Source organism: Candidatus Avelusimicrobium fimicolum, from assembly GCF_021632165.1.
GTDB lineage: Bacteria > Elusimicrobiota > Elusimicrobia > Elusimicrobiales > Elusimicrobiaceae > Avelusimicrobium > Avelusimicrobium fimicola.
Window position 1 is genome coordinate 113798 of the sequence record NZ_JAJWTS010000002.1, and the last position, 24769, is coordinate 138566.

Annotated in this window: 22 protein-coding genes; 8 read left to right on the forward strand and 14 right to left on the reverse strand. The window is 46.9% G+C overall.

Going from position 1 to position 24769, the window contains the following annotated elements:
• Window positions 1-11: 11 nt before the first annotated feature.
• Together ACQY2K_RS01870 and ACQY2K_RS01875 are read right to left on the reverse strand one after the other, a co-directional pair.
• On the reverse strand, window positions 12-1376 hold the full coding sequence (locus ACQY2K_RS01870) for an MATE family efflux transporter (protein ID WP_428040531.1): 1365 nt from the start codon (window positions 1374-1376) through the stop codon (window positions 12-14).
• 87 nt (window positions 1377-1463) lie between these two features.
• Window positions 1464-1667: a cold shock domain-containing protein gene (locus ACQY2K_RS01875; RefSeq protein WP_087288232.1), complete on the reverse strand. Its 204-nt coding sequence runs from the start codon at window positions 1665-1667 to the stop codon at window positions 1464-1466.
• Window positions 1668-1806: 139 nt separating this feature from the next.
• Here ACQY2K_RS01875 and ftcD point away from each other — a divergent pair, with 139 nt between their 5' ends.
• A complete protein-coding gene (gene ftcD, locus ACQY2K_RS01880) occupies window positions 1807-2778 on the forward strand; it encodes a glutamate formimidoyltransferase (protein ID WP_428040532.1) in 972 nt (323 codons plus the stop codon).
• A 14-nt stretch (window positions 2779-2792) separates the two neighbouring features.
• On the opposite strand, the gene rsmA is transcribed toward ftcD, so the two are convergent.
• Genes rsmA through ACQY2K_RS01895 form a run of 3 tightly spaced genes read right to left on the reverse strand, consistent with a single transcriptional unit; the run spans window position 2793 to window position 5721 of the window.
• The gene (gene rsmA / locus ACQY2K_RS01885) at window positions 2793-3569 is read right to left on the reverse strand and encodes a 16S rRNA (adenine(1518)-N(6)/adenine(1519)-N(6))-dimethyltransferase RsmA (RefSeq protein WP_428040533.1); all 777 of its coding nucleotides are present in this window, start codon (window positions 3567-3569) and stop codon (window positions 2793-2795) included.
• A 1-nt stretch (window position 3570) separates the two neighbouring features.
• Window positions 3571-5265 carry a tetratricopeptide repeat protein gene (locus ACQY2K_RS01890; protein ID WP_428040534.1) on the reverse strand — a complete coding sequence of 565 codons (1695 nt, stop codon included), beginning with the start codon at window positions 5263-5265 and terminating at the stop codon, window positions 3571-3573.
• A 39-nt stretch (window positions 5266-5304) separates the two neighbouring features.
• Complete coding sequence (locus ACQY2K_RS01895) at window positions 5305-5721, reverse strand: hypothetical protein (RefSeq protein WP_428039981.1); 417 nt, start codon at window positions 5719-5721, stop codon at window positions 5305-5307.
• A gap of 60 nt (window positions 5722-5781) precedes the next feature.
• On the opposite strand from ACQY2K_RS01895, the gene ACQY2K_RS01900 reads away from it, so the two are divergent.
• Window positions 5782-6603: a radical SAM protein gene (locus tag ACQY2K_RS01900; RefSeq protein WP_428040535.1), complete on the forward strand. Its 822-nt coding sequence runs from the start codon at window positions 5782-5784 to the stop codon at window positions 6601-6603.
• A 44-nt stretch (window positions 6604-6647) separates the two neighbouring features.
• Here ACQY2K_RS01900 and ACQY2K_RS01905 read toward each other — a convergent pair whose 3' ends face one another.
• The 6 genes from ACQY2K_RS01905 to thrS all read right to left on the reverse strand — a co-directional run bounded on the left by ACQY2K_RS01905 (window position 6648) and on the right by thrS (window position 14720).
• Window positions 6648-8045: a PTS transporter subunit EIIC gene (locus ACQY2K_RS01905; RefSeq protein ID WP_428040536.1), complete on the reverse strand. Its 1398-nt coding sequence runs from the start codon at window positions 8043-8045 to the stop codon at window positions 6648-6650.
• Window positions 8046-8663, reverse strand: a complete 618-nt coding sequence (locus ACQY2K_RS01910; protein WP_428040537.1) for a carbonic anhydrase — start codon at window positions 8661-8663, stop codon at window positions 8046-8048. It abuts the gene before it with no gap.
• A gap of 156 nt (window positions 8664-8819) precedes the next feature.
• On the reverse strand, window positions 8820-10517 hold the full coding sequence (locus tag ACQY2K_RS01915; protein WP_428040538.1) for a glycoside hydrolase family 3 N-terminal domain-containing protein: 1698 nt from the start codon (window positions 10515-10517) through the stop codon (window positions 8820-8822).
• Between the two features lie 20 nt (window positions 10518-10537).
• Window positions 10538-12151 carry a hypothetical protein gene (locus tag ACQY2K_RS01920; RefSeq protein ID WP_428040539.1) on the reverse strand — a complete coding sequence of 538 codons (1614 nt, stop codon included), beginning with the start codon at window positions 12149-12151 and terminating at the stop codon, window positions 10538-10540.
• Window positions 12141-12845 (reverse strand): glycosyltransferase family 2 protein, encoded by a 705-nt coding sequence (locus ACQY2K_RS01925; protein WP_428040540.1) that lies wholly within the window; start codon window positions 12843-12845, stop codon window positions 12141-12143. The genes ACQY2K_RS01920 and ACQY2K_RS01925 overlap by 11 nt, the downstream gene beginning before the upstream one ends.
• Window positions 12846-12968: 123 nt before the next feature.
• Entirely contained in the window at window positions 12969-14720 is a 1752-nt protein-coding gene (gene thrS / locus ACQY2K_RS01930) for a threonine--tRNA ligase (protein WP_177746280.1), read from the reverse strand.
• Between the two features lie 106 nt (window positions 14721-14826).
• Here thrS and ACQY2K_RS01935 point away from each other — a divergent pair, with 106 nt between their 5' ends.
• Window positions 14827-16566 (forward strand): LTA synthase family protein, encoded by a 1740-nt coding sequence (locus ACQY2K_RS01935; RefSeq protein ID WP_428040541.1) that lies wholly within the window; start codon window positions 14827-14829, stop codon window positions 16564-16566.
• A gap of 262 nt (window positions 16567-16828) precedes the next feature.
• Here ACQY2K_RS01935 and ACQY2K_RS01940 read toward each other — a convergent pair whose 3' ends face one another.
• On the reverse strand, window positions 16829-17323 hold the full coding sequence (locus tag ACQY2K_RS01940) for a type IV pilin protein (RefSeq protein ID WP_428038075.1): 495 nt from the start codon (window positions 17321-17323) through the stop codon (window positions 16829-16831).
• A gap of 147 nt (window positions 17324-17470) precedes the next feature.
• On the opposite strand from ACQY2K_RS01940, the gene yajC reads away from it, so the two are divergent.
• The 5 genes from yajC (at window position 17471) to ACQY2K_RS01965 (ending at window position 21620) form a co-directional block, all read left to right on the forward strand.
• Window positions 17471-17782, forward strand: a complete 312-nt coding sequence (yajC, locus tag ACQY2K_RS01945; protein WP_177746284.1) for a preprotein translocase subunit YajC — start codon at window positions 17471-17473, stop codon at window positions 17780-17782.
• Window positions 17782-19197, forward strand: coding sequence for a protein translocase subunit SecD (gene secD, locus ACQY2K_RS01950; protein ID WP_428039990.1), 1416 nt, complete (start codon window positions 17782-17784; stop codon window positions 19195-19197). The genes yajC and secD overlap by 1 nt, the downstream gene beginning before the upstream one ends.
• The gene (gene secF / locus ACQY2K_RS01955) at window positions 19194-20204 is read left to right on the forward strand and encodes a protein translocase subunit SecF (protein ID WP_428038076.1); all 1011 of its coding nucleotides are present in this window, start codon (window positions 19194-19196) and stop codon (window positions 20202-20204) included. The genes secD and secF overlap by 4 nt, the downstream gene beginning before the upstream one ends.
• 91 nt (window positions 20205-20295) lie before the next feature.
• Window positions 20296-20928 (forward strand): hypothetical protein, encoded by a 633-nt coding sequence (locus tag ACQY2K_RS01960; protein ID WP_428040542.1) that lies wholly within the window; start codon window positions 20296-20298, stop codon window positions 20926-20928.
• On the forward strand, window positions 20928-21620 hold the full coding sequence (locus tag ACQY2K_RS01965) for a DUF374 domain-containing protein (protein ID WP_177746292.1): 693 nt from the start codon (window positions 20928-20930) through the stop codon (window positions 21618-21620). Before ACQY2K_RS01960 ends, ACQY2K_RS01965 begins: the two co-directional genes overlap by 1 nt.
• Window positions 21621-21627: 7 nt before the next feature.
• Here ACQY2K_RS01965 and ACQY2K_RS01970 read toward each other — a convergent pair whose 3' ends face one another.
• Both ACQY2K_RS01970 and ACQY2K_RS01975 read right to left on the reverse strand, forming a co-directional pair.
• Entirely contained in the window at window positions 21628-23166 is a 1539-nt protein-coding gene (locus tag ACQY2K_RS01970; protein WP_428040543.1) for a glycosyltransferase family 39 protein, read from the reverse strand.
• Between the two features lie 5 nt (window positions 23167-23171).
• On the reverse strand, window positions 23172-24638 hold the full coding sequence (locus ACQY2K_RS01975; protein WP_428040544.1) for a glycosyltransferase family 39 protein: 1467 nt from the start codon (window positions 24636-24638) through the stop codon (window positions 23172-23174).
• Between the last annotated feature and the right edge of the window lie 131 nt (window positions 24639-24769).

Sequence of the window (24769 nt, forward strand, 5' to 3'; positions counted from 1 at the left end):
AGAGTTTCCTTCTAATTTCCGGTTACGCTAATGGTTTTCCATTTGCCTTGCCACACGCGCCACACCATCAGTACAGCCGTCAGCGCGGCATAAAATGTCAGCCAACTCCATACCCAGAAGACAGACAACTGCCACTTATACACAATCAGCCACGTCCCGGGGATAAGCAGCCCCCACGCGCAAAAGAGCATTACCAACATATAAAACTTGGTATCGCCCGCGCCGCGCAAAGTTTCGCCAAAAATAAGATAAGTGGCATCAAAAAGCACAAAGCAACTCATCAGTTTCATCAGCGGATAAGTTTTGGCGGTAATCTCCGCCGCATTGGGTGAACCCGCCGGGACAAATAACCCGACAAAAACCGGAGCAAAAAAGAAGAACACTACCCCCACCGTGCCTGCATACAGATATCCCAATTTGCACGCGTTTTTAAGCACTTTCAACGTCAAATCCGGGCGTTTTAATCCCTGGTATTTGCTCGCCAAAATTTGGATACCCATCCCCAGCCCCAAAATTACCATAAACACTACGGGCTGCATAGACATTACAATATTGCTCGCTTCTAGCGACAGAACGTCAATACTCCCCACCATAAACGTAAAGAGCGTAAAGGACAAAATGTCCATCAAAAAGCCAAAGCCGTTGGGCAGGCCAAAGCGTACCAACCGCGCAAAAACAGGCTTATAAAACCCGGCCAGACGGCGGATTTTAAACTCGCGCCGCACGCGCCCCGCACAAATAAGCGTGGCATAAATAATCGTCATAGCACCGCAGCCGATAATCGTCGCCCACGCCGCACCGACAATGCCCATTTCGGGGAACCCCAACTTGCCGAAAATCATAATATAATCCAGCACAATATTTACGACGTTACCGGCCAGAGAGGCCCACATCGGCACTTTGGTTTGCCCGCGCCCGCTAAAAAAACTGGCCAGCGCGCTGTTAATCACCGTCAGGCCGCTAAACAAGTTTAATAAACTAAAATATTTTATTTCCAACCCGCGCACAGACATATCGTGCCCGAAGGAATTAATCAGGCCTATACCCAGCGGGGTAAGAGCCGCCAGCAACACAGAGGACAGCACCGCCAGCAAAATGCCCTGCCACAAGGATATCGTAACAGAAGCATATTTCTTTTTGGCATAATATTGCGAAATAAAAACGCTCGTATAACTGGCTAGCCCCATAAACATAGAGGCAAACGTCATCGCCAATACGCCGGCGGGCACACAGGCGGCCAAAGCCTCGTGCGAGTGCCAGGATAAAAACATCCTGTCCGCAAACTGCATAATTACCTGCGCGGCCATCGTTACAATAAGCGGGTATGATAAATACCACAACTCGCCCAGCGAGGCTTGTTTATACATCTTTTTCATTTTACAACACACTCCAAAATACTGCCGTAAGGGCACAAAAAACCCCGCAACCTTACGGCCGCGGGGTTTATAAAGTCTTTCAAAAAATTACAGTTTGACGACTTTAACGGCTTTCGGGCCTTTTTCGGATTCCACGACTTCGAATTCAACTTCTTGACCTTCGGCCAAGGTTTTGAAACCGTCGCCCTGAATTTCCTGATAGTGTACAAAGAGATCTTTAGAACCATCTTCGGGGGTTACGAAGCCGTAACCTTTCTGGTCGTTAAACCATTTAACTTTTCCTTTAGGCATTTTACTTGTTACTTCCTTTTATAATTTACGGGTACTTAAACTTAATAAGTACCTACAATTATTATACTATAAATTAGGAAAAATGGTGCAAATATTCTTAAATATTTTTTCCGCGCACTAAAAGGGGTATAATTATTTTATGAAATTAATGGAGGCCGTTCCAAACTTTTCCGAAGGTCGCCGCACGGACGTGATAAATGCTATCGTCCGGAGAGTGGCTGATGTTTCGCGAGCCAAGGTGCTAAACGTAGATTCCAACGCGGACGCAAACCGCACCGTACTGACGTTAGCGGGCGAAGCGCAAGAGGTGCGAAAAAGTGCGCTGGAACTTTTTAAAGCCACTCGCGAACTGTTGGATATGCGCACACACCACGGGGCGCACCCGCGTTTGGGGGCGGTGGACGTATGCCCGTTTGTGCCGATTGCCGATATGACCCTGGCCGAAGCCGCCGCCGAAGCCCGCCAACTTGGGCAGCAGGTGGCAAAATTAAATATTCCCGTTTACTTTTATGAGGAAAATGCTCCCACGCCCGAACGCCAAAATCTGGCTTTTTTACGCCGGGGAGAATATGAAAGTCTGCCTAAAAAACTGCAAGAACTTCCCCCCGATTTAGGTCCGCAAACTTACACGGAAAGTGTCGCTAAAACAGGAGCAAGTGTCATTGGCGCGCGCAATTTTTTGCTTGCGTACAATATTTCTTTAAATACTTCCGATATAGCCCCCGCCAAACAAATCGCCTCGCTTCTGCGCGAGAAAAACGGCGGGCTGAAAGCCGTAAAAGCCATCGGCTGGCTGATGCCCGGTTACCAAGCGGCACAGGTATCCTTTAACTTAACCGACTTTTACAAAACAGGTATGGCTGAGGTCTTTGAAGCGTGCAGACAAGAAGCCGGAAAACTGGGATTATCCGTAACGGGGAGTGAACTTATTGGCCTTGCGCCGTTGGAAGCCTTGTTGCGGGCAGGCCGCTTTTACGCGCCCATACAAACAGAAGAATATACGCTCGTTCAAACAGCCATTACCCGACTAGGCTTAAATTATATCCGCCCGTTTTCCCCCCGTGAAAAAATTTTAGAATACCGATTGGCAGACGAAAAAATATCCCGCTGACGGCGGGATATTTTTTACAAGCAGCAAAGTTTTTGCCACAACTCCACATATTTACCGGGCGAAATTTCCTCGGGCCGTGCCGTGGGTTTTACCTTGCAGTCGGCTAACACCGTTGTTATCTTTTGTTTATCATACCCCGCCAACGACCAGGAATTAAACAAGGTTTTGCGCTTGTGCAAAAAAGCGGCGGTAACTAATTTGTTAAAAGACGTCCATTTTTCACTTGGCACCGGGCTATTGTTCAAGCGCATAAACGCGAGCACCATACTTTCCACCTTGGGCGGCGGATTAAAGCAGCCGCGGCCCGCCTTGCAAATAGGACTAATCTGCGCACGCAACTGGCTGAAAACAGACAAGGGGCCATAGCCCTGTTCGCCCGCACGGGCACGGATACGCTGTGCCTGCTCTTTTTGGAACATAAATACCGCCGTCTGGAAATGCGGGCAAGAGAGCACTTTATCCAAAATATCTGCCGCATCAATATAGGGCAAATTGCTAACAAACAGCGTAGGGCGCGGAGCCAGTTTTTCTAAATCTGCCTGTAAAAAATTCTGTCTCAAAATTTTTACGCCCGCAGATTCTGGTAAATTTTTCCGCAAATATTTTTCCATTTCAGGATCAATTTCCACTACGGTAAAATTTCTGCTTCCCCGGTCAATTAAGCGTGCGGTAAGCGCCCCTTTGCCCGGGCCGATTTCCACCAGGTTTTCGCTTTTTAACAGGAGGGCCGCATCTATAATTTGGTTGATTACGTTCTCGTTAATTAAAAAATGTTGTCCGTATTTTTGCATATCACTCCGCCAATACCTTTAAATTCCGTACGGCTATTTTATTCTTAGGCTCCAAACGCAAGGCACGTTCGTAATGGGTGCGGGCTTCATCATCCTGCCCGGCCACCACGGCAGCCGTACCTAACCCCAGCCACGAAAGCACATCTTGCGGGTTTTTGTTTTGCGCCGCCAAAAAGGCTTGCGCGGCCTCGCCGCTGTTTCCGCGCGCCAAGGCGGCCACACCCATTAGCAGTTCGCATAGGTTATCCGGCGCACACACGGACAAGGAGTCCTGCAATTCCGCCACCGCGTCCTCTACAAAAAAAATCCAAGTCCGCCCCATCACCCACAAGCCCATATCGTTGCCCACGATGCGCGGGTCATACACAGCCTTGGGGGCGGTTAAATTATTTTGCGTCAATGCCGAGGGCGAAGCAAAATCCACCGTCCTTCCTTGCATAGACAAATTAACATTATACTTTCCGCTCCCCGCTAAAACAGCCTGTTCCAACCCTGAAATTAAATTATCTATTTGCTGCTGGCGTTCCTCCGCGGTAGTTTCCGGCAGTGTAAACATACGCTTAAAAGCGCGGGGCGCAAGGCCGTCCTGCGCGGCATTTTCCGGGCGCAGAGTTTGATAAGCCTGTTCAAAAGTTTGCCCGCGGCGGGTTGTATTTTTGTGGGCGGAAGAAACAGGGTTATACTCCAAAGAGACCTCTATGTTTACCGCCTTGGAAGCAGAAACCTTTTCAAGTCCCTTTTTAAAATCTTCAATCCGCTCTTTAAAGTCCTCTGCCGAGCGGCCACTTGCACGGTACACCGCATTTAGCGCAAGCCCCTCCGATTTAAAGCGGGTAATGGAAAAAGCCTCTGCCAGCACCTCGCGCGCCTTTTTTTTATTCCCTTGCTTATCCAATAAAAACGCATAGCGCAACCGCGCCACATAATCACCGGGTTTTGTATGCACTGCCTTTTTGTAATATTTTAAGGCTTCTTGCGGACGGTTTAATTTTTCTTCTAAGGCCCCTAAACTTAACTGCGCGTCCTCATATAATGGAAATAAGCGCAAGGCTTTTTTAAAAGATTCTTCGGCCTGTTCGTCCCGGCCCATACTTTCGTAAAGCGTACCCAACTGGTAATGGTACAGAGGTTCTTGCGGGGCCAGTTCCACCGCCCGGCGGAAATGTTCCAAGGCCTTTTCCCAGTTTCGTTCCACCGCATAGGTGGAGCCTAAATTCATATGCGTATCGGCTTTATTTTCATCTAGCGAATTGGCCTGCAAAAAATATTCCTGCGCTTGTTTTACATCCCCTTTCCACCCGGCGGCAATGCCAAGCAACTGGTAAGACAGCGGGTTTTTAGGGTCTAACCGCTGTGCTTCCTTATATTCGCTGACAGCATCCTCCACCTTTCCGCTCCAATAAAGAGAAGCCCCCAATAGTAAATACGGCAAAGGCGATTTGGCATTTTTGATGACCGCGCGCGCAAAACTGTCTGTGGCCTCCTTATAGCGCGCCCGGCTCATTTCGTCCATACCGCGCCGCATATCCGCCGCCGATTGCTCCAACATCATACGGTCCCACACCGTTTGAGAATAATCGGTTTTGATTTCCTCTTTGCCAAACGAAAACGGAAAAAAGGCACACAGCGGCCCGGCAGGCACAATCAAAAGCCCTGCCGTCATTAAAAAGGGTATCAAAAGCCTTTTGTACTGCATATGTATATCATAAATAAAAAACAGGGAGTTGGGCAAACCTTAGTGTTCCAGATTGCGGCGCAGCGTTTGGATACGTTCTTGGATATAGTTGGACGCATCCACAGACAGCGGAGAATTTTTGCCCTGCACAATGTGCATAGAGAGTGCGCGCTCAAACCACAAAAGCGCCTTAGAATCGTCCTTGGGCACACCATCGCCGGCCTGGTACATTTCTGCCGCTTGTAACATTACCCCGCAGTCCTCGCCTTTGTTAGCCATTACCACCGTCCATTTAAAGGCCAAGGGATAATATTCGCGTCCTTCCTCCTGGTAGAGCATCAACAGGCGGTAGCGGGCTTCTTCGTCGCCGTTGGAAGCAAGCCTGTCCCATTGTTCGTACAAGGCACGGCGGCGCGCGGCAAAGTCAAAAAAATGCTTTATCTTATTCCACCAAGTATGCAAAGTAGCCGGTAGCATTTCGTTCTCCTTGTAGATATTGTACACTATATAAAAATATTTCGCCAGGGAGAACACGCTATGATACGCCTTGATACGACACCCGTTAAAACGCTCCTTTCTAAATCTAAAATCGCCGGCTTTGATTATGTTATAAACCCATACGTCGGTTGCCCGCACAAATGTATTTATTGTTATGCGGAATATATGCGCAAATTTAGCGGGCACAGCGAGGAGTGGGGTGAATTTCTGGACGTCAAACAATGTGAGACGCCCTTAAAGCCTGCAAAACTCTTTCGCACCAACGTAATGTTAAGTTCGGTAACGGACCCGTATAATGCCTATGAAAAAGAATACGGACTTACCCGCAAATTGTTAAAGCAACTCGTCTATTGCCAAGCCAAGGTGCATATCCTTACCAAATCGGCCCTGGCGGTGCGGGACATTGATTTATTTAAGCAAATGTACCAATGTGAAGTAGCATTTTCCTTTTCTTCGGCAGACGACTCCTTCCGGCAAGCCGCCGAACCAAGAGCCTCGTCCGTACAGGACAAAATAAATGCCTTAAAAATATTGCACGAGGCCGGCATTTCCACCGCCGTAATGGTGGCGCCGTTATTTCCCGGCATTACGGACTGGAAGAAAATTATAAATCTTACAAAACCTTATACAAACCGTTATGGGTTTGACAGTTTAAATATGCGCCCGGCATTTCAGAGCAAGGTCTTAGATTTCGTAGAGGGACACTACCCCGACGCTTTACCGCTGATGGGAGATATTTATATAAAGCAAGATACGTCTTATTGGACGAAACTCGCCAAAGAAATTACCCAATATTGCCACGAGCAAAATCTGCGGGCAGATATTTACTTTGGCTCTTTTGCCTCTTATTCCGGCGAATAACCCACAAAAAAGCCCCCAACTAGTGGGGGCTTTGTGCGTAAAATTTACTCGTTGGGCGGGTCATCAAAGCCCAGTTTCCAAGTAATGGCAAACCCGGCCGCCAGTGCCGTCAAAAAGCCTAATCCGTAAAATATTGCACTATGCAAATTGGATAAAGCCAGAAACAAAACCAGCCCGGACACCCCAAACGGAATAGCCGAAGTAACGTGAAAGGCCGCCACCACCGCACCGCCCACGGCCGCACCTAAACACGCGCCGATAAAAGGTTTAAAAAGCGGTAAAGTTACACCGTAAATAAGCGGCTCCCCGATACCCAGCAAACCAACCGGCAAGGCCGTTTTTACAATCGTTTTCAAGCGCGTATTTTGGGTCTTAAAGAAAACCGCCACCGCAGCCCCTACCTGTCCGGCTCCGGCCATACACAAAATAGGGAACAGCGGGTTCATCCCCAACATATCCACCAGTTGCTGGTGAATCGGCACCAAACTTTGGTGCACCCCCATCATGACAAGCGGCAAAAAGGTACCGCCCAAAAGCGCACCCGTCAGCCAACCGCCGCGGGACAAGGCTTTCTGCGTACACCAAGCCAACAGGTCCGAAAGTTCCCCCGCCACCGGCTGAATCAGCACCAAGGAGAAAAAGCCCACCACCAAAATAGTAAGCGTCGGCGTGATAAACATTTCCCAAGTGCCGGTAATAAAAGAACGCAAGCGCTTTTCAAACCAACTTCCCGCCAAACACACCAGAAGCACGGCAATCACGCCGCCTTTTCCCGGCATTAACGGTGTGCCAAAAAGCGTAATTTTAGCGAGCGCCGGCATATTTAAAATTCCCGCAAAAGCCACGCCCAAAGCAGGAGTCCCGCCAAATTCTTTATTGGCGTTATATCCCACCACCGCATTTAAATAGAAGAAAATTCCCTGCCCGAACACCGCCAGCAAACCCGCCGCATTGGGGCTGTCTGCCAGCAGCGTTTTAGCCAAAATATTGCTAATTCCCAATAGCAAACCGCAGCCGATATAGGCCGGAATCAACGGCAGAAAAATATTCCCCACCACCGAGCAGGCCTTACTTAACCAACTGGAATAGCGTTTGCGTACAGCGGTTTTATTTTCCCGCACTTCCCCCACCGCAGGAGCGGCCTCTTGTTGGGCCGGGGCTTGATAAATGGTATTGGAAAGCGGCGCAAAGTGGTGGCGTTCCTGAAAATAAGCCGCCAATTTTCCCGCCGTAGAAGGTCCCACAATCAACTGGTGTTGTACCCCCGAATAAAAATATCCCGCCACATCCGGCACCTTGCGCAAAGCGTTGGGATGAACCAGGGCTTCATCCTTTACCGTAAAGCGCAAGCGCGTCATACAGCAGCCCAGCGTAGCAATATTATCCGCCCCGCCCGTAGCCGCCAAAATTCCCTCATACATATTTTTTAAATCGGCAGGCATTTACTTTTCCTCCGTAGAAATAAATTCCCATTGGGCACTTACCGCATTGTAGCGTTCCATACGCCCGGTGTGAATATGAAAATACATCCCTTCCAAATGAAGTCCCCGTGCTTGCACGGCTTGCGCCACACACGGGATTTGTTTTAAATGGTCCAACTGGTCCAATACGTTATTTTTAATGGCTTCTTCCAAGGTGGCCCCGCGGTAAGAAGTATGCGTACGGTCCAGCCACGCGCGGATTTCGGGCGTCAACTCCTCCAAATGTTGGAGTTTGGCAACCGCATTACAATCGCTATGCCCCAAAATAACAATATTTTGTACCTTTAAATTTTCCACCGCAAAACGCAAAGAGGCCATCATAGAAAAGTCCTCTTGGTCTATTTGGTTAAGCATATTGCGGTGCACGCAAATATGCCCGTCGTTTGTATTAAAAATGGCTTCGGGGCAGACCCGGCTGTCAAAACAACTGACCACCATTGAGTGCGGCGCCTGCGTATTGGCAATTTGCTCGGCGTGAATAGCGCAGAATCCGCGGCGGACCGGGTCTCCGTTGAAAAACCGGCGGTATCCGTCCACCAACTGGCGCAGCCCGTCATTAGGATAAGCAATTAAATTCATACTTATATTGTAGCAGTTTAAAAACGCCCTGCGGGAGGCAAACCCGGATGAACCGCTAGTATGTGATAAGCCCCGGTGCGGTTCCGGTTTTCCGCACATTCTTATAACAACATAAACCCCGGAACGGAACGCCCCGGGGTTATCAAAAGATTTCCGTTATTTTAACTTAATGGGCAAATGGCCTTTGGCCGGGCGCAACCCAAGTAAAATTTCAGCCGCAATTCTTGCAGTATCTGCCGTAGGGCCATACAAGGCTAAAACTGTTTTGACCTGCGGATAGAGAGCAATTTCGTACGGGTTTAAGAGAGAAACAAGCACCGCCGGCTGATTATTTTGTTCAGCCTGCTTCAAGAGGTCCTGCACCAAGGCATACTGCTTTTGGTCCATTACGCTCGTCCGGCTGGTCCCCAACACCGTAACATCAGCCCCCGCCATACACGCACGGGCCGCTTGTTCGTCAGCCTTTCCCGGTGTGCGCGGGGAATATACCGCATTTACTTGCGGCAAATGAGTGGAAAGCGTATCCGTAAACGCACGCAACTGCAAACTAAAAATACCGTCTGCAAACAGCACCGCGCAAACTTTTTTGTCTTTAAGCGGAAGCAAATTTTGCGTATCGCGCACTAAGGTTACTCCGGCTTCGGCCGCCTGTTTGGCGGCCTCGTCAAAGCCTGTTTCCGTTGCAAAAGCACGGCTTTCAAACAGCCCCAAGCGTTCCTTTAATTTCAAAATTTTCTCCGCCGATTCGCGCACAAATCCGGCGGACACCGCAGGCTCTGCCGCCAGTTGCGTATATTCCACATAATCTGCGGCGCGGCCCGGATAAGTGCGGGCGGTTTTTACATCGCGGATGTCTCCGCTTAACAACAGCAAATTATTCCCCGCCCCATATGCCCGGCGGACAATTTCCTCCACGCCTACGCCCTTTACCGCGCCCATATCCAGCCCGTCCGTGGCAATAATGCCTTTAAAACCCATTTTTTCGCGCAAAAAGCCCTTTAAAATCTTGGAAGAAAAGGAAGCGGTGTTTTCGTCATCCAAGGCCGGATAGACGACGTGCGCACTTAATACCCCTGTGCCGCCTGCCGTGATAGCAGGCTGAAAGGCGGAAATATGTGCTTGCCACAGTTCTTCCGCGGGCAGAGCCGTTACGGGCTGCTCGTAATGGGAATCGGACGACGTATCCCCGTGCCCCGGAAAATGCTTGATAAAAGACGGCACACCGTTATTTTCAAGTGCGCGAGAAGCCGCCCTGGAAAAACGCCCGACATCTGCGGAATTATCCCCAAACGAGCGTGTTTGGATAATTGGATTAAGCGGGTTTGAATTAACGTCCGTAACCGGGCCTAATGCCGTATTGGCCCCGGATAACAAAATTTCTTTAGCCTGTGCGGTGTACATATCCGCCACTACTTTTTCATCACCGGAAGCCGCCAAAAGCATATTGGACGGCATTTGTTTTAGCCCCATAAACATCGGCGAAGTAACCGTTCCTCCCTCGTAATCTACGGCTAATAAAAGGGGAATTTTATGCGGGCTTTTAGATGCCCATTTGTTTAAGTCGCGGATAGTTTTTTCCAACCGTTTCCGTTGGCGGGCAATAAAACGCGCCTGATTTTTAGCGGTAATTTTTGGTTGCGTAACGGCGCCTTCTTTGGCTTTAATAAAAAAACCTGTAACTTCGCCATTTAGCACAGCCTGTTTAAAGGCCTTTTGTTCGCCTATCAGCACGCGGGGCATAATGGTTTGGCCCACTTGCTCGCGCAAAGACAAATCGTCCACCGTCGGTACCGGGTTTCCCCACGCGGTAGCCGTAAAGGAAAACACCAGGCATAAAAAGAGATATTTTTTCATACTTGTATTATACACAAAAACTACTCTGTCCGCTTTTCCACGCGGCAGATAGCCAACCGGGGAGAGTAAATTGTCCAGTTTGTCATAAAAGGCGTGCAATTTTCCAACTGCCCTTTCAGCCCAAAGCGTTTGAGGGCATTATCGTTGACGAGTTCCGGCCAATCAATAGATATCAAATAAATAGGTCCCTCGTGCGCGGCAATTTTTTGGCGTTGGGCTTCTTCAAAGTGATATCGCAAATACTGGGGCTGTATATTATTGCGTTTTTCGGCACGCTGCTGTTCGTGGGGCGGGTAATCTTCGGGGTGGTATAAAAAGCCGCCCATATAGGTAGCCTTGGGGTTTAACAGCGGGGCCAAATACGCTGACGGCAAGTGCATAAAAAAGACTAAAGAGTTGTCCTCTACCTGCGGTTTTTTGTCAAACACTACGGCTTGGTCAAAATAATCCTCGTGCCGCCAATCGGGTGCTTCGTACCAAAACACCAACAAAGAAAAAAGAAGCCAAGACCCATACAGACACCAACGGGTTTGAACAAAACGGTAAATCACACCGACCAACAAAATACCGCTCAATACTTCCAACACCGCCGCATAACGCAAAATGGAAAATTGGATGAGCCATAAAATATACCCTACCACAAAGTAAACAGCAACAGCCAAAAGAGGCCGCTCTCCAAGCGTTTTTAACCGGCGGCACACAGCCAGGACAGTCCAAATAAACAAGCCTACCAAAAGCACAGAGAAGCGCATATCTTGAAGGGGAATTTCGCTTACCAGCGCGTTTGGCGAAAAAGCCCAATAAAAAGGATAAAATATCCATTGTAAAAGTGTCTTGGGAAAAAAGCGCGTTTCCGTTACAAAAATAGGGTCAAAATACGGCGAGTGAAAAATTTGGTTGTAATACGGGAAAACAGGATTTCCATACAGGGAGTACCATTTCCACAAAAAATATCCGTCCGCCAATAAAAAACCCGCCGTGCCAAAGAGTGCAAATAAAAATATGGTTTTAATGGGACGAACGAATTGTTTGCGGCACATAAGTAAAGCGGCAAAAAGGGCCAAACAATATGGAACGGCTGTCAGTTTTAACCCCGCAGCCAACCCGGACAGAAAGGCCGCCGCATATATGCCGCGAACGGAAGATTTGCCTCGTATAAAACGTACCACTAACCATAAGGCCCATATATTTAAAATAGCCAGCGGAATTTCGTTTGTCGTTATTCCTATTTGGGATACTACACCCACCGCCGTTACACCGATAGCGGCCGCAGCCACAGACAAGGCACGCGGATAGGTTGTTTTGGCAAAAATTTCCTTGCTTAAAAGATATACCGTCCACACCAAAAGGCCATAGGGCACTCCCATAAAAAAGGCTATCAGGCGCGGATAATTAAAAAAGAATTTAAAAAGGAAATAAAAATAAATATCCGGAAGCGGGTTCAAACAGGAGTGGACGCCTGCGCCCATAAAGTCCTGTCCGATTTTTCCGTGTAAAAAGGCAAAGGGATTATACAAATGATAATTAAGCAAATCCCAATTTACATCTTGCCCCACATACACACTAAACAAGCCACCTGCCGCCATCAACAGAAGCGGCAGGAATAACGCACAGACAAACAATTTAATTTTCATCAAAAAGCCTATATTTAAGCAAAGTAAATAAATGACGGAAACCGTCCCTAAACGGCCGCAAATGGGGCTTGTGCGAAGGATGCGCAGGACGTAGAGAAATAGGAATCTCTACATAGCGCCAGTTCTTTTTCCCCGCACGCAAAAGCATTTCGCTGGCGAATTCCATCCCCGGCTGTTTTAGGTGTAAGTCTTCATACAAACTGCGCTTTACGGCCCGCATACCGCCGTTACAATCATACACGGGAATGGTATATAATGTCCGCAGAACAAAGGACAAAAAGGGCGTACCGAACCAACGGTTAAGCCACGGCATCGCATCTTTTTGCAAAGTATTATTTAAACGGTTTCCCAGCACCATATCGGCCTGGTTATTAAGGACCGGAGTAAGAAAACGGGCCAACTCGTAAAACGGATAAGAGCCGTCGGCATCAGCAAATACAACAACCTGCCCGCGTGCCGCCAAAATACCCGCATGAAGCGCAGAACCATAACCGCGCCTAGCTACGGACACCACACGCGCGCCATATTCGCGTGCAATACGGGCGCTATCGTCAGTAGAATTATTGTCTGCCACTACAATTTCGTAAGGCAGATTTAGTGCATCAGCCGCTTGGCGGATTTCAATTAAACACACCTGCAAAGAAGGGGCTTCATTCAAACACGGAATTACCACACTAAATATTGCACCGTTCATTTTAAGTTCCCCTCTGATATCTATGTTACTGTATCAAAAATACGACGCAAAGACAACCTCCCTTCAAATGAAAACCCCGGGCAATAAAACCCGGGGCTTTTGCATTGGTTGACAAATACAAGGTTATTTCAGTAAGTTCGTCAAACTGTACGATTTTACTTCCTCTTGCATTTTGGCGATTACTTCGTCCACCGGCAAGGGCTGCGTATTTTCGCCGCCCTTCAAGCGGACAGTCAACTTACCCTCCGCCGCTTCCTTCGCACCGATAATGGCGGTGTACGGGATACGCTGCATATGCGCTTCGCGGATTTTCAGGCCCAGTTTTTCGGGTCTAATATCCAGTTCGGGGCGCAGGCCTGCTTCGCGCATTTTGGCGGCAACTTCTTTGGCGAACGGAATTTGGTCGTCGGTCAGCGTTAAGAGTTTAATCTGCACCGGGGCCAGCCAGAGCGGGAACCACCCGGCATAATGCTCAATAATCACACCGGTAAAGCGTTCAATAGAGCCGAACATTGCGCGGTGAACCATAATCGGGCGTTTGCGGCCTTCCGGGGCCACATATTCCAAATTAAAGCGTTGGGGCAGATTGAAGTCAAACTGAATCGTGGACAACTGCCACAAGCGGCCAATGGCGTCCATAACCTTAATATCAATTTTGGGACCGTAGAAGGCGGCTTCACCCGCGTGGGTGGTATAAGGGATATTATTCGTTTCCAAAACGTGCTTCAAAGCATTTTCGGCACGCTCCCAATCGGCCACATCACCCGTGAAATGTTCTGGGTGTTCGGGGTCGCGGGTGGAAAGTTCCACAGCGTATTTTTCAAAGCCAAAAGTTTTGAAGATGTGCATAGCAAATTCAAAACATTGTTTTACTTCGTCTTCCACCTGTTCGGGCGTGCAGAAGATATGAGCATCGTCCTGCGTAAACCCGCGCACACGCAACAAGCCGTGCAAGGCACCGGAACGTTCGTAGCGGTACACCGTTCCCAATTCGGAAAAGCGCAACGGCAAGTCGCGGTAACTTCTCAAATGGGTATTATAGATTTCTACGTGGAACGGGCAGTTCATCGGTTTAATTTGATATTTTTCGCCGTCCACTTCCATCGGGTGGAACATACTGTCGGAATAGAATCCGGCGTGCCCGCTGATTTCAAACAAATGCAGGCGCGCAATATGCGGGCTAACTACCAAGTCGTAACCGCGTTTCAAGTTCTGTTCCTTAATCCAGTCTTCCAAAATTTTGCGCAGCATACCGCCTTTGGGGTGCATCAAAATCAATCCCGGGCCAACGTGGTCGTTAATGCTGAACAAGTCCAGTTCCGGTCCCAGTTTGCGGTGGTCGCGCTTGGCGGCTTCTTCCTGCTGCTTTACATAAGCATTCAGTTCGTCCTTCGTGTTAAAGCACAAACCGTAGATGCGTTGGAGCATAGGGCGTTTTTCGTCCCCGCGCCAATATGCACCGGCAATAGTAGTAAGTTTAAAACTGTTAATTTTACCCGTGTGTTCCACGTGCGGGCCGCGGCACAGGTCGGCATAGTCGCCGTTTACATAGACGGTAATTTCTCCGTCCGGAAGTTCTTCCAAAAGTTCCAACTTGTATGTTTCGCCGCGTTTTTCAAAAAAGGCTTTGGCTTCCGCCTTGCTCATTTCCTTGCGTTCAAAGGGCTGGCGGGCCTTGATGATTTCCTTCATCTTGGTTTCAATAGCCTTTAAATCTTCGGGCACGAACTGGTGGGGGCAATCAAAATCGTAATAAAAGCCGTTTTCAATAGCCGGGCCGATACCTAATTTTGTACCGGGGAACAACTGCTGCACCGCTTGCGCCATTACGTGCGCGCAGGAGTGGCGCTTAATTTGTAAGTCGTTATTTTCCATACTGGTTTGCGCTATGGTTCTGCCGGCCACAACGACCGGGCCAGAAGCCAAAGGTCCTCAATTAAGATATAATAATTATATCAAATTGCGAGGAACCCGAACGAATATGGACGTAATAAAAAAATACCTTTTATCCCCCTTTAAAAATGACTGGAAACTGCTGCTTTGCTTATCAATACCCGCGCTTCTGTTAGGTGCGTTTGGTTTAAACCAACTGGGCCGTATGACAACGGCTAATTTACTGGCATTGGAAAGCATTAAACTGGTGTGTGAATTTTTATTTTTAGGCGCGCTGTTGTCCCTTTTGCACCTGTTGGGCGTAAAAAACAAGTGGGTATTGGCGAGTGTAGCGTTCTTATATTATTTAACAATGACCGCAGACCTTATTTTGCTGTGGTATTTTAAAGAACGGTTTGGAGCCAAATACCTTAATACAATGGAGGGCGGCGATTATGATTTTTTAAAAGATTGGCGCGTCATCTCCTACTTTGCCGTATTGGCTTCTTTTTGTATTTTTGCCGCCAAAAGGTATTTTCATCCCGCCGCGCGCAAAACGGCCTTTACCCGCTTAACTGTGTGTCTGTCGGGCCTTGTGCTGCTATATGCCGCAAATCCGCTTAAATTACTCCCGCAACCCGATAATTTCTATACCGCGTATCTGGTTCCGCCATCGGTTGTTTATACGGTTAATGCCGTACTTGCCAACCGCCCGGACGCACGTTTGGAGAAAGATTTGCCTGCCCCGGTAGCGCAACTTGCCCAACAATATAATGTTTTTTCGGCGAAAAATACGCGTGTAGGGAAAAAATATACGCGGGTTGTTTTGATTGCATCAGAGTCGCTTTCCAATAAATATTTGCACCGTGTCAATGCCAACATTCCCCCTCAGGCAAGCGCGCCTTTGGACCGGCTGATGACCGTCTATCCGTCGGCCTCGTTGCAGCACGTTACGCTATCCACGCTCTATGGCCTTACGGTCATTTTTACCTCGCATCCGTATGCGCAACTGTCATACGAAAACGGCTATCCCGTTTCCTTTGTAAAAGAACTTAAAAAACAGGGGTTTCATACGGCCTTTTTGCGCGGCGCCAACGAAACATATATGGACGAAAACATTTTGTTCAAACAAGCCGGCTTTGACGAAGTAATCGGTGCCTCTTATTTTGAAACGCGCCCCGAATACAAGGAATACATTGACTGGTGGGGCTTAACGGACCGCCAACTTTTTAAGTATGCAGGCGAATATTTGCAAAACCACCAAAAAGAACCTCTTTTTATGACGCTCCTTACCGTAGATTCACACGTTCCGCTGGGACGGCTGGATTATTTGGGGCAGGAATATGAGAAAATTGATGCGGAATTTTATAATATTCCCACCTTGCCGCGCGCCTTTGCCCGGTTCGGGCAGGACGTAGAGCACTTTTTGGCAGATTTAAACAAGCGGGGGCTGTTTGACGAAAACACCCTTGTTTTAGTAACGGCGGACCACCCGTCCTACTCCAATACGCCTACAAACAAACTGTTTAAACCGTATCAAGCCGAATTTGATAATCTGCCGTTTATCATTATTACCAAAACGCCGATTAAAGCCCCCTTGGCAAACAACAAATTAATTTCCCAACTGGATATTGCACCCACGGTGCTGGACTTATTACAGGTAGAGCCGCCAAGCGGATTTTTCGGGCACAGTTTGTTTGACACCAAAGTCAAACGCAGTATTTTTGACATCAAAGAAGATTATGCGGTTGTAACCACCGAAAAAGAAAAACTTGTTTTTCCGCTGAACTCGCCGGATAAAAAAGATAAGGAATTAATTAACCTGATGACGACCTTTTGGGTGAAGTAACAGCCCCTTCTAATTTGTCATTCCGGGTTCCCGCCCGGGATGACGGCGAAAACGGCACAATAAAACAAGGACGTCGTCCTGAACTTGTTTCAGGACCTACCGATTGGGTCGTTCACCGTTCAGTCCAACAGCAGAAGACAACAACACCACCAAACAACGGCCACGGCACGCACACTAACGGGAGGACACCCTTGAAAAATCAACAGCCCCCGGCAAAGATTTCCGCCGGGGGCTGCTTACTCTATAAATAGGCAATTATTTCTTATTCATTACCGTCAATACTCCAACCTTGGCCTTTCAACCCCATACAAACAGGCTTGCCCTCTTTGTCATTATAATAGCAAGAGCGTTCCCATTTGCCGCCACGGCTTCTATCTGCACTCAACACATAACTTTCATTATTGCGGTCTGCGCTCCAATGGCAAGCACTAGTGTCACAATACACGTCATAAGCAAAATCCTTGGACACACACACATCATCGCCCTTCGTGCATTTCAAAGCGGCTTCAATATCAATATTTAGTTTGCCCGTTTTGCTTCCATTGTCACCAACTAACTCCACCAAGCCGCTAGCCGGATAGCCTTTTTCAAGCACATACATATCAGCAGCACGCTCCGCCTGCGCCATCAGCGTAACCACTTCCGTAGCGCGCGCTTTTTCTACCGCGGCAGTATATTGCGGCAACGCCACCGCAGACAAAATGCCGATAATGAGCACCACTACCAGCAGTTCAATTAACGTAAAGCCCTGTTTCATAAGATCTCCTTTAAATTAAAAGTTCTACTCCCCTAGTATAGCAATTTTGGCGCAAGTGGCAACACCTTTTAAACCGCCGTCCTAAACGACGGGAAATATGCTAAAATAAAAATGTGTATTTATATCTTTAATTGGAGGATTTAACCTATGGAAACGACAGCCCAGGGTGGTGGAATGTTCTTCTGGTTTATTCTGCTCGCTTTTGCGTTTATCGTTATTTTTCTGCCGGCCCGTTCGCAGAAAAAGCGTGAACAAGAATTAATGAGCAAAGTAAACGCGCTTCAAAAAGGCGACCAGATTATCATCCCCGGCGGGATTATCGGCACCGTGGCGGGTTTTAAAGACAACGCGCTTGAAGTAAAAGTAGCGGAAAACGTAAAACTCACCGTGCTGAAAACCGCCGTCGTCGGACTTTTAAATGACGTACAACCCGCAGCCAAAGAAGGAGGCGCAAAGTAATGTCTAATAAATTAGCCGTAAAATGGGGACTCATTATCGCCATTTTACTGGGGTCTTTGTATTTAATTTACCCCAACTATAAGTGGTACTCTAAACCGCTGGCCGAGCGCGAAACATTAGATACGCTTGGCGAGCGCCCCAAACGGATGCTGAACTTAGGCCTTGATTTAAGAGGCGGTTCCAGTTTGCTTTTGGAACTGGATGTATCCAAGTTGAGTGCCAAAGAGCCTTTAAACGAAGCCATGGCCCGCGCGGTGGAAATTATCCGCAACCGCATTGACCAGTACGGCTTGGCCGAAACCCAAATCACCCGCCAGGGCGATAAATGGATTATGGTGCAGTTGCCCGGTGTTTCTAACCCGCAACGCGCGGAAGAACTTATCGGTAAAACCGCTATGTTGGAATTCCGCATTGTGAAAAACGATACCTCGGCCGCCCAAAAAGCCATTGAAAAGCTGGAAGCCACCGATAAGCCGTTTGACGATAACGGCCTTGTGCTGCCCGAAATTGCCAAATTGGTGCCGGAAGGATACCAAATTATGCGCAATAAAGACGGCGGATACAGCGTGGTTACCGATACTGCCACCGTTACCGGGGCAGACCTGGAAAATGCCCGCGTAGTAATGATGGGCGAAAACGGCTACCCCGAAGTTTCCTTTACGTTTAATGCGGAAGGCAGCAAAAAGTTCGGTCAGTTGACCGGCTCCAACATTGGCAAACAATTAGCCATTGTATTGGATAACACCGTTCAATCTGCCCCCGTGGTGCAATCCCGCATTACCAAAGACGGCCGCATCTCCGGCACATTTACGCCCGAAGAAGCCCGCTCCTTGTCTATCGTATTAAAGGCAGGCGCGCTCCCGGCCCCGGTAAAGGTAATAGAAAAGAAGACGATTGGCCCGACCTTGGGCGAAGACTCCATTAAATCGGGTCTGTCCGCTTCGCTTTATGCGTTCATTGTCATCTTGCTGTTTATGGCGGTGTACTACAAAGCGGCGGGGGTCATTTCCGATATTGCCCTCCTGCTCAACTTCGTGTTTACCGTGGCGATTATGAGTTATTTCTCCGCTACGCTTACTCTGCCCGGTATTGCAGGTATGATTTTGTCCTTGGCTATGGCTATTGACGCAAACGTACTGATTATTGAACGTATGCGCGAAGAAAAGGCCCTTGGCAAACCCGTGTACGAAATTATCAACTTGGGTTACGACAAAGCCTGGTCGGCCATTTTTGACTCCAACATCACCACCATTATCGTGGGTGCTTGCTTGTTGCAATTTGGCACCGGCCCGGTAAAGGGCTTCGCCGTTACGCTTATTATCGGCTTGGTCGTCAGTTTATTTACGGCCGTGTTTGTTACGCGCGCTATCTATGAACTGGTGCTTACCACCAACACCAAGGAGATCAGTTTATGATGCACTTACTTCCTAAAACAAACATTGATTTCCTTAAATTCAGAAAAGTATATTTCACGCTCTTTGGCCTGTTGCTATTGGGCGGTGTGATTTGCTTCTTCACCAAAGGATTCAATATGGGTATTGATTTTACCGGTGGCACGATGGTGCAGGTAAAATTCAACGCCCCCGTGGAAATGGCCGACATCCGCGCTGCGCTCGCGCAGACGGGTGCAAACTCCGAACTACAATCGTTCGGCGACCACTCCTTCGCCATCAGCGAAAAAAGCACCTCCGACGAAGTAGGTGTGGTTCAGGCCCGCATTGAAAAAGCGCTTGATACCTTAAAAGTGCCCTACTCCGTATTGCAGACCAACTCCGTCGGCCCCGCCGTGGGCGAAAATATGACGGAAAGAGCCTTGTGGTCTGTGCTTTTGTCCTTGGTGTTTATCATCATTTATGTAGCGTTCCGTTTCAGCAACATTTTGTGGGGCGTATCCGGCGTAGTAGCCTTGTTCCACGATTTGTTTGTAATGGCGGTGGCGTTTTCGCTTACACAACGGGAAATTGACCTCGTGGTCGTAGCGGCCTTCTTAACGGTGGCCGGGTTCTCTATTAACGACACGATTGTTATTTTTGACCGTATGCGCGAAAATTTCCGCCTGCATCCCAAAATGGACTTTGGTCAAATCATCAACCTGTCCATTAACGAAACGCTCTCCCGCACGATTATCACCACTTTAACGGTGCTGTTTGCACTCGTGGTGTTGTATTTCTTCGGCGGCGAGGTGATTAACTCCTTTGCGTTTGCTATGCTCGTAGGTTGTATTGCCGGTGTATATAGCACCATTGCGCTTACAACCCCCTTGGTGTACGCTTGGAACAATGGCGAAAATAACGACGGCAGCGATTTGAAGAAATCCGCCGCCAAACCGGCCACAAAAGCCGAAGTGGAAGCGTTTGTAAAAGAGCAGAAACCTGCCAAAACTATTACCAAGATCAAACGCACCCGCAGAAGCAAAAAATAAGTCTTTTAAGGGAGTTCCCCCAAGGGGAACTCCCCGTTTTACACGGTCATCCGGAATTTCCGGGTTACGGTGCCAAACGGTAAGGAACAGTATGAGAAAAATTAAACGCTTTAAAATTGCCCCCCGTCAACGCGAAATTTTGCGCCGTTTACTGCGCGAATTGCCGCTTTTGCGCCGCGCCGGGTTTACGAGTGAGGCGGAAGTTTCGGCGTTTATTTTATCCATTTTTAAACTGTTGGACCCGGGCGTAGTGTATGAATTTAACCAAGATGCACATTGGGAATTAGATGAAGAAAGCACTATCCATAAAGAAATGTTCAGCGCTTGCGCCGTAACACTGGGGGCCAAGGCCGAACCCTTTTTAGCCACCCTTACCAACGAGGACCGCAAAACGGCGGCAATGATTGTTCTGTTGGAATTTTTAAAGAGTGCGGTATCCTTTGTAGCGGACCTGGTAAAAGAACAGGCCGAAAAAGAGGAATGTGAAACGCAAGAGGTTCAGTTTGTGTATTTGCCCCCTTTCGGTTTGGCTATTGCGCCCAAATTGTTGCGCGAAGCCGCTCTCTTGGAAGCCCCCCTTGCGCAAAAGGCATTACCGGTAATTTTAGAAAAATTAAGCGCGGGAAAAATTGACCTTTCCGCCCAAGAGGGAAGTTTATCCCCCTTTATGTCCGCCGTATTTTTAGTACCGTGGCAAAAATCCCGCAAAAAAGGTAAAAAATAATGTTTCAACCCACGTCATTAGAAAAGAAAAAAATCTCTTGGAAGCACGTCATCGGTTCCACCTTGGCGTACTGGTACACAATGTTTTTAGGCTGGACGACAAAAATTTATTGGTTCAAGAGTGAGGAAGCCCTAAAATTTGACCGCGAAGGCCAAAACTATATCTTCGGCGTTTGGCACAACCAACAGTTGTTTTTGTTATACCCCTACCGCGGGCAAAAAATTTGCGCCTTGATTAGTTTAAGCGACGACGGCGAATATATTGCCCGCTGTCTGCCGCATTTTGGGATGAAGGCCGTACGCGGCAGCACCACACGCGGCGGGGCCAGAGCGCTCATCAAACTTAAAAACATTGCCGAGGCCGGGTATCACCCTATGCTTACGCCGGACGGTCCGCGCGGGCCGATTTACAAGGTCCAGCACGGCATTTTATTTTTGGCCCTCAAAACAGGATTGCCGATTATCCCGGTGGGCACGGCGCTTAGCCACAAAATAAAAGTAGGCTCGTGGGATAAAATGCGCGTACCGCTGCCTTTTGGCAAAACCGCACTCACCTATGGCAAAGCGGTCTATGTCCGCTCTGACGCGGAAATGGAGGCCGCCGCGGCGGAACTGGAAAAGCAACTTAACTGGGCGACGGACCAATCGGAGCGTTTTATCAATAAAAAGCCCTTTGACACGCAAAAACCGTAAAAAACTTCTATTTAGTTGATTGTGTTTCGGGAACAAATGTTAAGAAACACGCAGTTCCCTCACGGTCTGTTACATATATTGTACTATTCCACATAAGGGACAATTTTTCCAATTTTCGTTCTACACAGTTAGGCATCCAAACAACGGTATTTGGACGGCTTAGCGCTTCATTCCGGGCAGATTCATTCAAATAGTATAATTCTGTAACTGGCATATTTAGATGATAGATTTGATTCACATAAAAACCATATAAGGCTTTCATTGTTTCTGGTGGAAATGACTCCATTGCCACAACTATCATTTCTTTATCTGGATAGCGATCACGAAAAATTTGCCCTATTTTCCTGGCAGGCATTTTTTCGTCCCCGTTATTTAATAAATTGGTATGTTGACTCCAAAAGTTTCCCATTCCACATAATAAAAAACATATAAACAATAATCCCAGCACAATAGATTTCCGGAAAAAAGGTGCAAAAAATATAGCAAACATCAGGTATAAAACCGGCAACAATGAAATAAAATACCTATTGATAAACATATATGTTTTTATACTAACCAAAAACACGCACGCTAAAAACACAAGTATTGCTGCGCCCAAAACCATTAAGTCATACGCCCCACTCAACTTTTTTCCTTTTGCTATGTTCTTCCAACACAAAATTCCGGCATATAACAACAGTCCCCCCATTATCGCGACACCTTTCATACTGCTGGCCCAAAAATAGAGCAAGGTAAACCACCAATGCCAATATGGCATTTGGTTAGCCCACCAGTTGCCCTCAAAACGTTGGAATTTTATTTGCGTTATCAAATTAGGAATCAGCCACGGCAAAAACAAAACAAAAACACAGGCCGGCACAAGAATAAACTCTTTTAGACTGCGTTTATAATACCAAGCCTGCAACAATAACACTACTGAAAACGTCCCGAATAATAACGCCCCGAAATAATGCGTCCAACACAAAAGAACAGAAATTGCTCCAAACAAACACCATTCCCGCAAAGTTATATTTTTGTGATTATTTATCTTATATGAAAAATTTACAAACAAAAACGTAAGCGGCACCGCCAAAAGAAGCATTAGCATATAGGAACGGGCGTGTTGGGAATAAGCAATGGTAAACAAATTACAACTTAATAATGCCACAAATAACTGACGTGCCGTTTTTCCCAAACGCATAGGGAAATAATCCCACGCAAGCGTTAAGGCACCTATTCCCATAACAAAACTGGGCAAACGCAACCACAATTCTGGCCCATAAGGGACCAAATGATTCCATCCCCATATAATAGCATTGTAAAGTGGAGGATGAACATCCACTAACAACCAATGCTTAAATAACCAAACAAAAGAAAGCGTTGGATTGGTAGTTATGGCCGTAAAAATTTCATCATATTCAAACCCTATATTAAACAGTGTAGCCCGCATATAGATAGAGGCCCAAATACAACAAAACACAACCACACTTATTATCTTAATGGTTAGTTTTTTAATAATGGTAATTTTTTTGGATTGTCCAAACAGTTTCATAAAATAATTTTTCATTGTATTTAATCCGAAATTTTTAATATACATACATCAGAAACACGGCCATACACCCCCAACGAGCGGTTCCATTTGGACGAAACCTTCTGCAATTTTGCCTTCGTACAGTTGGGCATCCAAATAAAAGCATTTTCCTTTCTGGTAAGGGCTCTATTGCGGCTTTCATCATCAAGGCTAAATAATTCCGTAACAGGCACATTAAGTCCAAAAACTCTATTTACATAAAATCCATACATAGCAGGCATTGTTACAGGCGGGAATCCTTCTACGGCAATAACAAATATTTCCTTTCCGCGGAATTTGTTCTTGTATATTTGGCTTACCATACGGCTAGAAATTTTAGGTGTATATTTTAATTCCTTATGTCCAAAACCAAAGATGACTAAATTAACCACTAACAATCCTATAAAAATACTTTTTGAACATAAACTCCGCCGCATCAAGGGAGCCAAAAGCAAAGCAATAAGCAAATAAACAACCGGAAAAAACGCAATAAAATAACGTCCAAAGAACATATAGGTCTTTAATGAAAGTAAAGCCACTATCACTAATGTACAAACGAATATAGAAAGCAATAGGAGCATCTCTCTAAAATAAGGAATTCCTCTCCTATATCTATATTGGGTCCGCAACCAAACAAAACTCACGCTAATCAACGCAAACATAATAATGCCCGTGTACCATTTGGTAAAAAACGACAAGAGAAACATTTCGGGAATAGAACTCCAAGGAGAGTCTTTTGCCCACCAATTTCCGGCAAAGCGCTTGAAAGAGATTTGTTCTATAAAATTGGGTACAAGCCACGGCAAAAAACTCATAGTAATAGCAGCAATTATAATTAAAACCGTTCTTATATAAGTTTTATTATACCAAGCATTTGCAAATAGAAAAATAGAACATAAACCGACTAACAAGGCTCCAAAATAATGGCTCCAACACAACAAAATAGATAAAACGGCAAAAGTTACCCATTTTAAAGGGGCAACTCGCCGATGCTTTGCTATTCTGCGAAAGATATCCAAGAATAAAAAGGTAACAGGAACAGAAAACAAAAGCATTAACATATATGAACGGGCGTGCTGGGAGTAAAAAATTAAATATATATTGCAACTTAACAAGCCCACAAATACCAACCGGGTAAGTTTACCAAAAAACTTGGGAAAGAAAAACCACGCACACATAAGGGCCCCTATCCCCATAAAAAAACTGGGCAAACGCAACCAAAGTTCCGGCCCATAGGGTACAAAATGATTCCATACCCACAAAATAGCATTATAAAGAGGGGGATGCACATCAACTAGCAAGTAATTAGAATAAATCCACGAAAAAGGGCGCATTGGGTCCGTAGTAATAGCCGTAAAAAGTTCATCATATTCGTAGGCCATATTAAATAAACGGCCGCGCATAAACAAACTCACACCAACACACGCCAATATCCCAAAATTTAGATATTTTAAAATTGCTTGTTTCATTTGTTTTTTCATCTTGAAAAGCACCCCCAATTTCACGACCATTGGGGGCGCTTTCACTATTTTAACAATTAATAGCAGTTATAGTATCCTCTGCTACGGCAGACAGTACAGAACGAACCACTATACATATC

What these genes read in the sequence shown, in the direction of transcription:
- rsmA (WP_428040533.1), bottom strand. Translation starts at nt 3,569, where the DNA reads ATGCAAAAATACGGACAACATTTTTTAATTAACGAGAACGTAATCAAC.
- ACQY2K_RS01965 (WP_177746292.1), top strand. Translation starts at nt 20,928, where the DNA reads ATGTTTCAACCCACGTCATTAGAAAAGAAAAAAATCTCTTGGAAGCAC.
- ACQY2K_RS01870 (WP_428040531.1), bottom strand. Translation starts at nt 1,376, where the DNA reads ATGAAAAAGATGTATAAACAAGCCTCGCTGGGCGAGTTGTGGTATTTA.
- thrS (WP_177746280.1), bottom strand. Translation starts at nt 14,720, where the DNA reads ATGGAAAATAACGACTTACAAATTAAGCGCCACTCCTGCGCGCACGTA.
- ACQY2K_RS01925 (WP_428040540.1), bottom strand. Translation starts at nt 12,845, where the DNA reads ATGAACGGTGCAATATTTAGTGTGGTAATTCCGTGTTTGAATGAAGCC.
- ACQY2K_RS01875 (WP_087288232.1), bottom strand. Translation starts at nt 1,667, where the DNA reads ATGCCTAAAGGAAAAGTTAAATGGTTTAACGACCAGAAAGGTTACGGC.
- ACQY2K_RS01890 (WP_428040534.1), bottom strand. Translation starts at nt 5,265, where the DNA reads ATGCAGTACAAAAGGCTTTTGATACCCTTTTTAATGACGGCAGGGCTT.
- ACQY2K_RS01920 (WP_428040539.1), bottom strand. Translation starts at nt 12,151, where the DNA reads ATGAAAATTAAATTGTTTGTCTGTGCGTTATTCCTGCCGCTTCTGTTG.
- ACQY2K_RS01915 (WP_428040538.1), bottom strand. Translation starts at nt 10,517, where the DNA reads ATGAAAAAATATCTCTTTTTATGCCTGGTGTTTTCCTTTACGGCTACC.
- ACQY2K_RS01905 (WP_428040536.1), bottom strand. Translation starts at nt 8,045, where the DNA reads ATGCCTGCCGATTTAAAAAATATGTATGAGGGAATTTTGGCGGCTACG.
- ACQY2K_RS01910 (WP_428040537.1), bottom strand. Translation starts at nt 8,663, where the DNA reads ATGAATTTAATTGCTTATCCTAATGACGGGCTGCGCCAGTTGGTGGAC.
- ACQY2K_RS01935 (WP_428040541.1), top strand. Translation starts at nt 14,827, where the DNA reads ATGGACGTAATAAAAAAATACCTTTTATCCCCCTTTAAAAATGACTGG.
- ACQY2K_RS01975 (WP_428040544.1), bottom strand. Translation starts at nt 24,638, where the DNA reads ATGAAACAAGCAATTTTAAAATATCTAAATTTTGGGATATTGGCGTGT.
- ACQY2K_RS01940 (WP_428038075.1), bottom strand. Translation starts at nt 17,323, where the DNA reads ATGAAACAGGGCTTTACGTTAATTGAACTGCTGGTAGTGGTGCTCATT.
- secF (WP_428038076.1), top strand. Translation starts at nt 19,194, where the DNA reads ATGATGCACTTACTTCCTAAAACAAACATTGATTTCCTTAAATTCAGA.
- ftcD (WP_428040532.1), top strand. Translation starts at nt 1,807, where the DNA reads ATGAAATTAATGGAGGCCGTTCCAAACTTTTCCGAAGGTCGCCGCACG.
- ACQY2K_RS01900 (WP_428040535.1), top strand. Translation starts at nt 5,782, where the DNA reads ATGATACGCCTTGATACGACACCCGTTAAAACGCTCCTTTCTAAATCT.
- ACQY2K_RS01960 (WP_428040542.1), top strand. Translation starts at nt 20,296, where the DNA reads ATGAGAAAAATTAAACGCTTTAAAATTGCCCCCCGTCAACGCGAAATT.
- yajC (WP_177746284.1), top strand. Translation starts at nt 17,471, where the DNA reads ATGGAAACGACAGCCCAGGGTGGTGGAATGTTCTTCTGGTTTATTCTG.
- ACQY2K_RS01895 (WP_428039981.1), bottom strand. Translation starts at nt 5,721, where the DNA reads ATGCTACCGGCTACTTTGCATACTTGGTGGAATAAGATAAAGCATTTT.
- secD (WP_428039990.1), top strand. Translation starts at nt 17,782, where the DNA reads ATGTCTAATAAATTAGCCGTAAAATGGGGACTCATTATCGCCATTTTA.
- ACQY2K_RS01970 (WP_428040543.1), bottom strand. Translation starts at nt 23,166, where the DNA reads ATGAAAAATTATTTTATGAAACTGTTTGGACAATCCAAAAAAATTACC.